11 protein-coding genes are annotated in these 13,380 nt (G+C 58.1%); 5 read left to right on the forward strand and 6 right to left on the reverse strand.

The genetic code is table 11. The features are described 5' to 3' along the window. Positions 1 to 129 precede the first annotated feature (129 nt). Positions 130 to 1,500: an exodeoxyribonuclease VII large subunit gene (xseA, locus tag MSG32_RS12350; RefSeq protein ID WP_248379931.1), complete on the reverse strand. Its 1,371-nt coding sequence runs from the start codon at positions 1,498 to 1,500 to the stop codon at positions 130 to 132. 408 nt (positions 1,501 to 1,908) lie between these two features. Between xseA and guaB the strand changes: the two genes are divergently transcribed. Together guaB and guaA are read left to right on the forward strand one after the other, a co-directional pair. Continuing rightward, positions 1,909 to 3,378, forward strand: a complete 1,470-nt coding sequence (gene guaB, locus MSG32_RS12355; protein WP_131431234.1) for an IMP dehydrogenase — start codon at positions 1,909 to 1,911, stop codon at positions 3,376 to 3,378. A 165-nt stretch (positions 3,379 to 3,543) separates the two neighbouring features. After that, positions 3,544 to 5,118, forward strand: a complete 1,575-nt coding sequence (gene guaA / locus MSG32_RS12360) for a glutamine-hydrolyzing GMP synthase (RefSeq protein WP_248379932.1) — start codon at positions 3,544 to 3,546, stop codon at positions 5,116 to 5,118. 217 nt (positions 5,119 to 5,335) lie between these two features. On the opposite strand, the gene MSG32_RS12365 is transcribed toward guaA, so the two are convergent. Then, entirely contained in the window at positions 5,336 to 5,941 is a 606-nt protein-coding gene (locus MSG32_RS12365) for a TetR/AcrR family transcriptional regulator (protein WP_248379934.1), read from the reverse strand. 424 nt (positions 5,942 to 6,365) lie between these two features. Between MSG32_RS12365 and MSG32_RS12370 the strand changes: the two genes are divergently transcribed. Then, a complete protein-coding gene (locus MSG32_RS12370) occupies positions 6,366 to 7,271 on the forward strand; it encodes an SDR family oxidoreductase (protein ID WP_248379936.1) in 906 nt (301 codons plus the stop codon). Between the two features lie 38 nt (positions 7,272 to 7,309). Beyond that, positions 7,310 to 8,218 (forward strand): haloalkane dehalogenase, encoded by a 909-nt coding sequence (locus tag MSG32_RS12375; RefSeq protein WP_248379938.1) that lies wholly within the window; start codon positions 7,310 to 7,312, stop codon positions 8,216 to 8,218. Positions 8,219 to 8,415: 197 nt separating this feature from the next. Here the strand turns inward: MSG32_RS12375 and MSG32_RS12380 are convergent, their stop codons facing one another. The 3 genes from MSG32_RS12380 to MSG32_RS12390 form a co-directional block, all read right to left on the reverse strand. Next, positions 8,416 to 9,048 carry a hypothetical protein gene (locus MSG32_RS12380; RefSeq protein ID WP_248379940.1) on the reverse strand — a complete coding sequence of 211 codons (633 nt, stop codon included), beginning with the start codon at positions 9,046 to 9,048 and terminating at the stop codon, positions 8,416 to 8,418. Further along, positions 9,045 to 10,238, reverse strand: a complete 1,194-nt coding sequence (locus MSG32_RS12385; RefSeq protein WP_248379942.1) for a DUF3500 domain-containing protein — start codon at positions 10,236 to 10,238, stop codon at positions 9,045 to 9,047. The genes MSG32_RS12380 and MSG32_RS12385 overlap by 4 nt, the downstream gene beginning before the upstream one ends. A 142-nt stretch (positions 10,239 to 10,380) precedes the next feature. After that, a complete protein-coding gene (locus MSG32_RS12390; protein ID WP_248379944.1) occupies positions 10,381 to 11,271 on the reverse strand; it encodes a pseudouridine synthase in 891 nt (296 codons plus the stop codon). A gap of 441 nt (positions 11,272 to 11,712) precedes the next feature. Here MSG32_RS12390 and MSG32_RS12395 point away from each other — a divergent pair, with 441 nt between their 5' ends. Then, positions 11,713 to 12,720, forward strand: coding sequence for a hypothetical protein (locus MSG32_RS12395; protein WP_248379946.1), 1,008 nt, complete (start codon positions 11,713 to 11,715; stop codon positions 12,718 to 12,720). Between the two features lie 163 nt (positions 12,721 to 12,883). Here MSG32_RS12395 and MSG32_RS12400 read toward each other — a convergent pair whose 3' ends face one another. Beyond that, entirely contained in the window at positions 12,884 to 13,198 is a 315-nt protein-coding gene (locus tag MSG32_RS12400; RefSeq protein WP_043333722.1) for a hypothetical protein, read from the reverse strand. Positions 13,199 to 13,380 lie beyond the last annotated feature (182 nt).

Consider the following 13,380-nt stretch of genomic DNA (forward strand, 5'->3'; position numbering starts at 1 on the left):
CGCGTAAAGCGTGAGATCACAAGCGGCTGGGTGTATCGGACGTGAAGCGCCCAAGAAAAAGCCCCGTTACCTGTTCAGGTAGCGGGGCTTTTTGCATCTTGTCCTCGTCAGTCCGAGGCAAGACAGGGCTCAGGGGCGCGGCTTGTAGCGACGTTTGACCTCGACGGCCAGGCGGCCTTCACCGAGGCGGATCGAGAGCATCTCGCCGGGCTGGGTCTGGTGGGCGGCGCGAATCACCTTGCTGTCGCCGGGGGCTTGCGTCTGGCTGCTGCCGACACGCTCGACGATGGCGTAGCCACGGTTGAGCACATTGAGCGGGCTGACTGCATTCAGCGCGCGCATCGCGCCTTCCAGGCGTTCACGATCAGCGGCCAGGCGACGTGGCAGGGCGTTGTTGAGGCGCGGGGTCAACATCGCCAGTTGCTGACGATGGCGCTGGATGTCGCGCGCGGGGCTGGCCTGCTGCAGGCGGCGGGTCAGCTGGTCGGCCTTCTGCTGCTCACTGGTCATGCGCATGCGCACTGCGGTGTGCAGGCGGCGTTCCAGCTCGCGGGCACGCTGGTGCTGGGTTTCCAGCTCACGGGCCGGATGACGCAGGCGCGAGCGGGCATGATCCAGACGCTGCGCCGCCTGGTCGAGGCGGGCACGCTGCGCGCGCCACAGGCGCTGCTTGAGGGCGGTCAGTTGCTGCACCTGGGCGCGTTGGTCCGGGTACAGCGCCTCGGCTGCGGCGGAGGGCGTCGGCGCGCGCAGGTCGGCGGCCAGCTCCGCCAGGGTGGTGTCGGTCTCGTGGCCGATGGCGGCGACCACCGGCAGGCGTGAGTGGAAGATGGCACGCGCCAGATGCTGATCATTGAAGGCCCACAGGTCTTCCAGGCTGCCGCCGCCACGTGTGATCAGCAGCGCATCACAGTCGCTGTCGCGATTGGCCATCGCCACCGCGCGAATCAGCTGCGGCACCGCCTGCGGCCCCTGCACGGCGACTGGCAACACGCTCAGATGCGCCTGCGGCCAACGCTTGCGCGTCACCGCGATCACATCCTGCAGCGCAGCGCCGGTCGCGGAGGTGATCACGCCCAGATGGCGCGGCGGATGGGGCAGGGCGCGCTGATTGGCGAACACGCCCTCGGCCGCCAGTTGTTCTCTCAGGCGTGCCAGTCGCGCCAGCCACTCCCCCAGTCCCGCCTGCTGCAACGCCTCGACGATCAGCTGATAGTCGCCACGCGCCTCGAACAGCGACACCTTGGCGCGTACCCGCACCCGATCACCATCCTTGGGCTTCTCGCGCAGAAACTGGGCGCGGCTCTTGAACAACGCACAGCGTACCTGGGCGTTGTCATCCTTAAGCGTGAAGTAGCAGTGGCCGGAGCGCGGCTGCGAAAAGCCCGAGATCTCCCCCTCGATCCAGAGCTCCCCCAGGCCTCGCTCCAGCAGGCCCTTGGCCTCGCGGTTGAGCTGGGTCACGCTGATGGCGTTGGCGGCAGACGAGGTTTCGAACACGCGACATTCCTTGTGCTGGAGCTGACGGAAGCTTGAGTGAGGGCGACTATTGAAGTTGTGAAGAGAACAAGACAATGATGCCACAGGCGAGAAGCGAGAGACGATCCAAAGCGATCCTCGGGATGCGCTGGCCGGCACCCAGCAAGGCTCGGCTCTGGCAAGGTGATTCACCGCCCGCCAGCCCGCAGGCCGCGCCATCCGTGGCTTTAGTTGACCAGATGGTTAGTGTCGCCGGGACGTGAAGTTGCGAGTTTGATAGCCTGCGACGTTTGTCTCGGGCGGGGCGAATGGGTTATCATGGGTGATTACCTCGCAGCAACCGCTAGAACCGTAGTCATGGCGCCTGTCCATCGGGCCCTGCACTGCGGCTTTCGCGCATCCCTCATAAACTGCTACTGGGCGTTCGACATGCTACGTATAGCGCAAGAAGCTCTGACGTTTGATGACGTTCTTCTCGTCCCCGGCTACTCCGAGGTCCTCCCCAAGGACGTCAGCCTGAGATCACGTCTCACACGCGACATCAGCGTCAATATCCCGCTTATCTCCTCTGCGATGGATACCGTCACCGAAGCTCGCCTGGCCATCGCCATGGCGCAGGAAGGTGGTGTCGGCATCATCCACAAGAGCATGAGCATCGCCCAGCAGGCCGCGGAAGTCCGCAAGGTCAAGAAGCACGAAAGCGTCATCGTGCGTGACCCGGTCACTGTCAGCCCGAAGGCCAAGATCCAGGATCTGCTGGCAATGTCCGAGGAGCATGGCTACTCCGGCTTCCCGGTGGTCGAGGGTGAATACCTGGTCGGCATCGTGACCGGTCGCGACATGCGCTTCCAGCCTGACTTCAGCGATACCGTCGCCGGCATCATGACCGGCCGCGAGAAGCTGGTCACCGTGCTGGAAGGCACGCCGCTGGACCAGATCAAGGCCAAGCTGCAGGAAAGCCGCATCGAGAAGATGCCGATCGTCGATGACGAATTCCGCCTGCGCGGCCTCGTCACCGTTCGCGACATCGAGAAGGTCAAGACCTACCCGAACGCGGCGAAGGACAGCAACGGCAGCCTGCTGGTCGGCGCCGCCGTCGGCACCGGCCCGGAAACTCCGGACCGCGTCGCTGCGCTGGCTGAAGCCGGCGTTGACGTCATCGTCGTCGACACCGCTCACGGTCACTCCAAGGGCGTGATCGACCGCGTCGCCTGGGTCAAGGAGCATCACCCGAAGATTCAGGTCATCGGTGGCAACATCGCGACCGCTGAAGCCGCCATCGCCCTGGCAGAAGCCGGCGCAGACGGCGTCAAGGTCGGCATCGGCCCGGGTTCCATCTGCACCACGCGTATCGTCGCCGGTGTCGGTGTGCCGCAGATGAGCGCCGTCGCCAACGTCGCGGCCGCCATGGCCAAGTACGACGTGCCGGTCATCGCCGATGGCGGTATCCGCTTCTCCGGTGACATCGCCAAGGCCATCGCCGCAGGCGCCAGCATCGTCATGATCGGCGGACTGCTCGCCGGGACGGAAGAAGCGCCGGGCGAAGTCGAGCTGTTCCAGGGTCGTACCTACAAGGCGTATCGCGGCATGGGTTCCATGGGCGCCATGTCCCAGACCCAGGGTTCCAGCGACCGTTACTTCCAGGACAAGAATGCCGGCGTCGAGAAGCTGGTACCGGAAGGCATCGAAGGCCGCGTGCCCTACAAGGGCATGATGAGCGCCATCGTGCACCAGCTGATGGGCGGCCTGCGTGCCTCCATGGGCTACACCGGTAGCCAGACCATCGAAGAGATGCGCACCGTGCCGCAATTCGTGCAGATCACCGGTGCCGGCTTCGCCGAATCCCACGTCCACGACGTGCAGATCACCAAGGAAGCGCCCAACTATCGGCGCGACTGATACATAGCGAAGCGCGACGCAAAGCGGGAGCCCAACACGGGTTCCCGCTTTGCTTGGGTCGAACGAACTTTCGGTATCGGCTACCCTCGACGCCAGATTGTTTCGGCCCTGCGCTCCCTCGCAGCTCCGAAGCGGGTCTCACGACTCCCCAATGAGAGACTGAAGATGCAAGACATCCATTCCCACAAGATCCTGATCCTCGATTTCGGTTCCCAGTACACACAGCTGATCGCGCGTCGCGTGCGTGAGCTGGGCGTGTTCTCCGAGGTGCGTGCCTTCGACATCACCGAAGAAGAGATCCGCGAGTACAACCCCAACGGCATCATCCTGGCCGGTGGCCCGGAATCCGTCACCGAGCTGGACTCGCCGCGTGCGCCTGAGTGCGTGTTCGAGATGGGTCTGCCGGTGTTCGGCATCTGTTACGGCATGCAGACCATGGCCGAGCAGCTCGGCGGCAAGGTCGAAGGCTCCAACGTGCGCGAATTCGGCTATGCCCAGATTCGTGTCGACGGTGAGTCCGCGCTGTTCAAGGACATCAAGGACCACCTGGACGACGAAGGCCGCCCGCTGCTCGACGTCTGGATGAGCCACGGTGACAAGGTCGCGAAAGTCCCGGAGACCTTTACCGTCACCGCCTCCACCCCGAGCTGCCCGATCGCCGCCATGGCGTGGGAAGAGAAGCAGTTCTACGGCGTGCAGTTCCACCCGGAAGTCACCCACACCCTGCAGGGCCAGCGCATCCTCGAGCACTTCGTGATCGAGATCTGCCAGTCCGAGCGTCTGTGGACCCCGGCCAAGATCATCGAAGACCTCACGGATCGCGTTCGCGCTCAGGTCGGTGACCGCAAGGTGCTGCTCGGCCTGTCCGGCGGTGTCGACTCCTCCGTGGTCGCGGCGCTGCTGCACAAGGCCATCGGCGACCAGCTGACCTGCGTCTTCGTCGACAATGGCCTGCTGCGCAAGAATGAAGGCGACCAGGTCATGGAAACCTTCTCTCGCCACATGGGCGTGAAGGTCATCCGTGTTGACGCTGAAGACCTCTTCCTCGGCAAGCTGGCTGGCGTCAGCGATCCGGAAGCCAAGCGCAAGGCCATCGGCAACACCTTCATCGAAGTGTTCGATGCCGAAGCCGCCAAGCTCAAGGATGTCGACTTCCTCGCCCAGGGCACCATCTACCCGGACGTGATCGAATCCGCTGCCAGCAAGACCGGCAAGTCCCACGTCATCAAGTCCCACCACAATGTCGGCGGCCTGCCGGACGACATGAAGATGGAACTGGTCGAGCCGCTGCGCGAACTGTTCAAGGACGAAGTCCGCAAGGTTGGCCTCGAACTCGGCCTGCCCTACGACATGGTCTACCGTCACCCCTTCCCGGGGCCGGGTCTGGGCGTGCGTATCCTCGGTGAAGTGAAGAAGGAATACGCGGATATCCTGCGTGAAGCCGACGCCATCTTCATCGAAGAACTGCACAACTTCGACTGGTACCACAAGACCAGCCAGGCGTTCGCCGTCTTCCTGCCGGTCAAGTCCGTCGGCGTCGTCGGCGATGGCCGTCGTTACGAGTGGGTCATCGCCATTCGTGCCGTCGAGACCGTCGACTTCATGACTGCCCGCTGGGCGCACCTGCCGTATGAGCTGCTGGAGAAGGTCTCCAACCGCATCATCAACGAGCTGGAGCACGTCTCGCGTGTCACCTATGACGTCAGCAGCAAGCCGCCGGCCACCATCGAGTGGGAATGATCGCCTGACGATCACCCCTCGCTGAGCTGACGCAGCGTTCTGTCGAGACGGTCTCTTGAATTGATCGAGACGAGAACGCAGCAAGCAAAAAGCCCTTCTGGCCATTGGCCGGAAGGGCTTTTTTTGTGTCTACGGACCCGATACGGCATCGGGGCTCGTGAAGAGGAATCGTGCCCGGCAATGGAGGCCAGGGGAATGATTCAGTCAGGGGCAGGACTTACCTGCCATCAGGTATTGAATTCAAGACATGCTGCATTGTGGCTTTCAGGGCGTCTTCCGGTTGGCCAGCCCGAGCTTGGATGGCCAAGCCGTAAAGCACCGTGAGCAGGTAATCAACCAATATCTCGATTGTGGTGCCTTCCGGGAGGTCGTCCGAAGAAATCTCACGATTGAAGACATCGATCAATACCCGCTTTGCCTCACTACCCGCCTCGCGTATGTAATCAGTGACTGTTTCAGGGAATCCCATCCCTTCAGACTCGTTGAGGCTCTTGATCATCAGGCAACCCAATGGGGTATCGCCATCAGTGAATAGCGTGATCCACCCCAGCAGGAACGCTTCCAGCCTCTGCCTGAAATTCATTTCACGATCACTGGTCAGATGCTGGTAATGAGGCCTGGCATAAGCCCCCCAATAATGCATCAAGGCTTCCTTGAATAGCTGCTCCTTGTTACCAAACGCTGCATACAGGCTAGGTGCATTGATGCCCAGCCCCGAGGTCAAGGTCGCCAGGGAGGTCGCGGTATAGCCATTGCGCCAGAAGAGACGCATTGCGTCATCCAGCACGGCATCTCGATCAAAAGCTCGTTTTCTTCCTGCCATAAAGGCGTTACCTCAGGACTCATGCATTGTCATCAGGGGGATTCTGTGGCAATTGATATAGGTTTTCAATTCAGCGGTCTTTTACCGAGGACGCGACACCTTGAATACCCGGTGAAGAAGGGTGAGAAGGCGCCTGGCAAGCGCTATAACAAGGATTCGATTTCATGGATTGCATCCTCTTTGTGCCTCTGTAGCGCGTGGCATGACGGCCATCTTGCGCACCAGCGGCCTGTTTTATGGTCGTCTCGCACCTCTCGAGTATTCCCGTGCCTCTGCCACAGGCAGGCGCGTCCTCGAAACTGCTGGTTGACATTCTATATCGATCGATACAGAATCGGCTCATCAAATCTGTATTGATCGATATAGAATTCAGGATAGCCCACGATACCGCGCGTGAAGCCGGACGAATCAGCAGAGGAAGAAGATGACTGTCGAGACGGCCAAGCAGCAAGATGGCAACACGAAGTCCATCGTGATTACAGGCAGTAGCAGTGGCTTTGGAAAGATGGCGGCAAAGGCATTTTCCGACAAGGGCCACCGGGTCTATGCGGCGATGCGTAACCCCCATGGCAGGAATGTTGGCATCAAGCAGGAACTGGAAGACTACTCAAGCAATATCGTGGTCATCGAGATGGACGTGTGCAGTGAAGCGTCAGTCAATGCCTCGATCGCGTCCGTCCTTCAGCGAGAAAGACACATCGACGTTCTGATCAACAACGCTGGCATCATGCATATGGGCGTCACGGAAGCCTTCAGCGTCGAACAGGCCAAGCAGTTGATGGAGACAAACTATTTCGGTGCGATCAGAGTGATCCAGGCCGTCGCGCCTCATATGCGACAGATGGGGCAAGGCCTGATCATCAATACCAGTTCCGTCATTGGTCGGGTGTCGTGGCCATTCACGGGCACGTACAGTGCAAGCAAGGCGGCCCTGGAGGCCTACTCCCAGAGTCTGAAGTACGAACTGGCACCAAGCGGTGTAGAAGTCATTCTGGTCGAACCAGGCCCATCCGGTACCAATCTCTCCGGCTCCTTCGAGCCAGAGCACCATACGGCGGTGGTAGCCGAAAATCAGCACTTGAAGACTGTTCTGGAATCGATGGTCGGCTCTTTTGATCAGGTATTGCAAAACCCGGAGACGCATCCGCAGAAAGTTGTCGATGCCTATCTCGAACTTGTCGATATGCCCCACGGAAAGAGACCGACACGCACAGCCATCGGGCTGGACAATGGTGTGGATGAACTCAACAAGTCATTCCAGCCTGTCCAGGACAAGGTCATCAGCGACTTCCAGCTTGATTTCATGCTGGAAACGAAGATCAGCCATTGATTCCTGCACTTTCAACATCAGCTACCCCGGAGAACGACATGATGACCTCTGTATTACGCACCCCCGAAGAACGCTTTTCCGTACTGCCAGCATTCCCCTATCAACCCGCTTATCTCGAGGATGTTCAGGGATATGACGGGCTACGCATGGCGTATATCGATGAGGGTGAGAAGGACGCCGAGTACACTTTCCTGTGTCTGCACGGTGAGCCCACATGGAGCTACCTGTACCGCAAGATGATTCCTGTCTTCACGGGTGCGGGTCATCGTGTGGTGGCGCCTGACCTGTTTGGATTCGGTCGTTCAGACAAGCCCGTGGATGAGTCCACGTATAGCTTCGAGTTTCATCGCAACAGCTTGTTGCGCCTTGTCGAGCGCCTTGATCTTAAGAATATCGTCCTGGTATGTCAGGATTGGGGAGGCTTCCTGGGGCTGACTCTTCCCTTGGACATGCAGGAGCGTTTCAGCAAGCTCATCGTGATGAATACCGGGCTGCCGACAGGAGAGCCGCTGACGGAAGCCGCCGAGCAATGGGTCAACTTCAGTGGCGGGGTGCCTGAAATCCCCGTTGGCGGGTTGGTGGCCTGGGATGCAGGCGCGGCCATCGGCCCCCTCGATGTCGTCGCTTACGATGCTCCGTTCCCTGACAACAGCTACAAGGCCGGGGTGAGGAAGTTTCCGAAGATGATCCCCACGGATGACTCTGATCCTGCCGTCGCGTACGGACGTCGTGCAGTCGAGTACTGGTCGAATGTCTGGAAGGGCGATAGCTTCATGGCGATCGGGATGAAAGATGTGGTGCTGGGAGAGCCGGCAATGATGGCCTTGAGAGACGTCATCCAAGGATGCCCGATGCCGATGAAACTCGCTGATGCCGGCCATTTCGTGCAAGAGTACGGTGCTGAGGTTGCCCAGCAGGCGCTGATCAGTTTCGGCCTGGATCGTTGATGGCGCTTTAAAGCAGGAAATTCACGCTGACCGAATGACCTGATGGTCAGAGGAACGCTCAGGTGCAGGGTTGCCTCGCAATCCGGGAAGCCTTATCGCGACGAGACACGACAAAGCCCTTCCGGCCATTGGCCGGAAGGGCTTTTTTGTGGGCGCGATTCAGGAAACGCAAACCGCCTTGTTTACTCCAGCTCGGCTCATTCCTGCTTGGCTGGCGCCTGCCTGGTCTGGCGCAGGTCGAGCCGTATGCCGTGGGCGGAGTGGAAGAAGCCGAAGTCGGCCATCAGGCGGGTGTCGCCTTCGGGAGTTTGCCATTCGACTTCGGCGCGGTGATTGCGGACTTCGTGCATCACGGCGTCGTATTTCAGCAGCAGTGAGTCCGGTTCGGCTTGCTCGGTCTTCACGTTCCATTGAGTGACGACCAGCAGGTAGTCGCCGAGTTGTGGCTGATAGGTGGAGGTGAGATGCGCCTCGGTGAGCGTCAGCGGTAGCGCGTCGCCGTCATTGGAGAGTGCCAGATGCTGATTGAGATAGTCGCCGAGTTGATCTGTCAGCGCCTGCGCCAAGGGGGCATCGGGCTTGGCGTCACCCAGCGCTGCCAGTTCCGGCGCGGCGATCAGCAGATCTTCACGCGGGAATTGGAGGGTGAGCTTGAGCGTATGCTGCGGCTGCTGCTGGAAGATGAGCGTGCTACCGGGCAGGGCATGGGCGTGAGCCGTCTGGATGATGCCCATGCCGCTGATTCTCATGCCATTGGCGCCAAGCGTGGCCCCGCCGATCATCACCGCGAGCGTGAGCAGCGCCGCGCGCCACGGCGAGCAGCGGATCATTCGCTCTGACCGCCGTAGTCGTCGGTGCGGTCACGCCATACCGAGTGCGGATGGTTGCCGACCTTGTCGGTGGACTTGTTGGACTGCAACGAGAATTCGATCCACAGCGACGGGCCGTGTATGCGCACATAATCGTTTTCGGCGCTGACCTGCGGCGTGCCGGAGAAGCCGAGATAGGTCTCGGGAAGCTCGGAGGTGTACTTCTCCATGTAGGCCGCAGCTTCGGGGGCGGAGATGTCGTCCACGTAGGTCTCGATGGCCGTCAGCAGCAGCGCTTGCTGGTCAGCATCCAACTCGGAGACCGGCAGGCCTTCATAGCTTTCGGGGATGGCATCGTCGGCCTGGGGGCCAGCGAGGATATCGCGGTATGTACCTTCCAGCGTGGCCTTGGCCTGCTGATCATCGGAGAGCGAGCTCAACAGGGTGGCGAAGGCATCGCGCTCCTGGGTCAGCGGCTCGTTCACGCGGCCGTTCATCTCGAAATAGGGGAAGGGTTCCACGCCACGGAAGGAGGGCGTGGCACCGGCCAGCTTGCCGTCGGTGTAGGTGTTGGCGAAGGCCATGTGGTGGCCACCGTAGTACAGCTCCCAGGTGCCGGTCTCGCCGGGCGTGCCGAGGAAGGCGAACTTGGTGTTGTAGGAGGAGTAACCGGCCTTGTAGTCGGTGCTGACGGTGTTGATGTAGTCATCGGCGTTGAGCGTCTGGAGCATCTCGTCGAAGCCTTCATCGGGCGCGTGGCCGGTGGCTTCCAGCATGATGGCTTTGACGAGGCCGCGCTGCTTGATGTTCAGCTCGCCCAGCAGCACGCCGGGGCGTTTCGGGAAGGCGCCAGCGGGCAGATTGCTCCAGTTCTCGGCCTCAGCGAGGGAGTAGTCATGCTGGAGGTTCTGCAGGATGTCATCGTCGGAGATATCCGCCTTGAGCAGATCAATCAGGCACAGCATGCGCTCATAACCGGGTGTGTCGCCGCACTCGGCGGCGCTCTCGGGGATGGGCACGCTCTGCATCTGGGTGCTGGTATCGCCCATGCGCGCGCGCAGCGCCTCGCTCAGGGCCTGGTCTTCCGCTGACATCGGCGGCGGGCCATCGTGATCAGGCGGCGGCCCGTCGTGCCCTTGTTGTGCGAGGACGGGGAAGGACAGGAGCGCGGCCAGCGCGGCTCCTCCGGTCACTGCGAGACGTCGGGACATCGATGGGCCTATTTTCCGGGGACAGGAGGAAAACCTTAGCCCGCCTGACGTCGAGCATGAAGCCTTCACCCGATGATTTCTTTGTGCACATGCGGTGGGCTGTGCGTCGGTTGGCGACGACAGCCGCGGGGCATGTCACGGCTCACGCCAGTGTCAGGTCACCGTCGTATTCGAAGCGTCTTTCCTCGCCGGTGACAGGATCAATGAACTCGAGCCCCTTGGAGAGCAACTGCAAGGGGCGCGCGTAGTCATCCGGCGAGAGCGGTTGCAGCACGGGGTAGTAGCGGTCATTCAGAATTGGCCAACCGAGCGTCTGCATATGCACGCGTAGCTGGTGGGTTCTGCCGGTGACAGGGTGCAGCTCGAACAATGCCTGGCTCTCTGTCTGCTGCACGCAGCGAATCACCGAGTGGCTGTTGGCTGCGCCTTCAGTGACATGAATGCGGAAGCGTTGCTCGCTCTGCTCGAGACGATTCTTCACCTCCCATTGCTGGCCCACCAGGGACTCATCGCTGTGGGTCTCCGCGATGGCCTGATAGGTCTTGTGGATATTCCGTGATTTGAACAGTTGATGGTAGAGGGGGCGCGTGTCGGGATTGACGGAGCACAGCACCAGCCCCGCCGTGACCCTATCCAGGCGATGCACCGCCTGCAGCGCCTCTATCCCGGTGCGCTTGCGCAGTCGCTGCTGCAGGCACTCATTCACGTACAGGCCGCCGGGTGTCACCGGCAGAAAGTGCGGCTTGTAGGCCACCAGAATGTGCTCATCCTGATAAAGAATCCGCTCCGCGAAGGGAATGCTCGGCTCGCTTGCCACCTCGCGGTAATAGAACACGCGCAGATGTGGCTGGTAGGGCGACTCTGGCGTAATCAGAGAGCCATCATCGCGATGCACCTTGCCCTCGGCCATGCGCTCGCGCCAGCGTGACTCGGCAATCGCCGGAAACTTGAGCAGCAGATACTCCAGCACCGTCGTCACACCGGGATTGACTTGAGGCAAGCTCAGCTTGGAAGGACGCGCGGAAATGGACATGGAAGGCCTGACGTTGGGGGGAGGGGTCGATGAGGGCATTGTATAGGATGAGCGAAGAGTAGCCTTTGGCTCTATTCGACATGGAAGCGGCAAAGTAGGTACATGGCACACTCCGCCGTGGTTGCGATTGCTGGAATGTTTAAGTCTAATGTAAGATTCAAATATACATTTTTACCGAAAATTACTATAGATGATAACAAATGTAGAGATAGTTTTTAGTCTACACTGTTCTTGTCCACGAAAAGCACAGCATCTTTGCGCTTTTGACTAAACTTATTGATCTAGAAGGGTATAAGTTTGATTGATTTTTTTGTTGGTTTTAGCTATAGATGTTCGTCGACGATATAGAAGTTTGTTTGACTCTTGCTGCCTTTGCTTTCTAACCATGTTGGAGGCGGGATAAATTATAATGGACCAAGTTAATTACTCAAGGACGGGGTTATGAGCGATGTCATAGAAGTACAAGGTGGTTATGACGAAGATGGTGATATGCCTGTATTGAATGACGCAGAACTTGATTTATACTTTAGAATGCACAAGAAGGTTAATGAAAGAAGTCAGGAGATATCAAAGACATATAAAAATAATATACTGGTTGAAATCGAAGATGTAGAGGAAGTGCATAATAAAGCAGTACAATGCATACGCTCGGCTAGACCTTACAGAGACTCTATTATTATGGAGTTGGTAGTTAGTCATCATGAAGGGGAGGCTGAAAGATTTAAATCTTTCGAAGATTTTAAGTGTCATAACTTAACCAGTCCTAGTCCAACCACTGAAGTGAGGATTACTTATAAGTTCTCGAGCTCTGACTCAGTGTCAGGTGATTTAGAGGCATATAAGGTCACTATAAGCATTAGATCTAGAATAGCCGATCTTACTCAGTTCGAGAAGGAAGCGCCACCATTTATATCTTCTGCAATTTTATCTAATATAGTTACTAGAACTGCTAAAATTAATGTTGAGTATAGTGACTATGTGAAAGCAAGGCATTTCGTCGCAATGTTTGATGAGTGGGTGAAAGGTTGCGATGAATCTCCAGAGGTTAAGTTTATAGTTCATCTTAAACGTATTTCTCATCTTATATCTAGGTTTAGTCATCTGCTAGTTATAGCGCTTCTTGGTTTTTTTGTATCTAATGCAATCGAGGTTGAGACAGTTTCAGGAAATGAAGTTCTCAAATTCATTGTGTTGTATGGGTCTGTTTTTTATGTTGTTAGTTCGTTGGCCGACCTATGTTTTAAAAAGTTGGAAGTTTCGATTGATAGCTATCTTTCATTATCTTATTTGAAAATAAATAAAGGAGATGCAAAGATAATTAAGTCATTTAAAAACAGGAATACACGATCTATATTTTGGTCGGTAGTTGGTTTGCTTGGTGGGGTTAGTATGGCAGTAGCGTCTAGTGCTGCTTATGATTTAATAAAGTATTTTATATCAGTTGATTGAATAAATTTTTATTGCCTAACGCTTGTGCTTATTTTTAACTATATTTAGTTGGTATATTACAGAATAAAAGCCCTCCCGGCATCGCCGGGAGGGCTTTTTCATGCATATTGCGGACTACCTTCACCGATGGGTTGATCTGCGGGGTTCTACTGAGATCAGACCGTTACATCGGGTGTTGCTCTTCTTCGTAGAGCTCGGCCTTGGCGTCGCGTAGGACATCTTCGCAGGCGCTGTGGTTGGCCAGTTGCAGCATCAGGTTCTGGCTAAGGGCGAAGCCCTTGCCCAGGCAGGTGTCGACCTCTTCGCGGGTGAGCGCCGGGGTGACATTGCAGTCAATCTTCATCGTACGACTACCGCCATCAAAGCGGTCGGCGAGGGCGCGCAAGCGCCAGGCAAGCCGTGTTTTCCAGCGGGCGGTGGGGTCGGGGCCTTCCGTCACGTCGAGCGTGCAACGCCATTCAGGTTTGTAGACCTTCATGTGAACCTCCTCGGCTGGTCGTTTTCAATGATCGATCGTGATGTTCTGCTCCGCGTGCTGTGCTTGATGTCGTGCCTTGTTGCTCGTACCAGAAATGCGTTCCAGTCGTGCATATGACAGTCGTGCTCGAGGCTCGCGCGTCATCTTGATCGACGACAGGCCGAGCCTCTCTCTCACCATAC

It is taken from the genome of Cobetia sp. 1CM21F, assembly GCF_023161745.1.
In the GTDB taxonomy this organism is placed as follows: Bacteria; Pseudomonadota; Gammaproteobacteria; order Pseudomonadales; family Halomonadaceae; genus Cobetia; species Cobetia amphilecti.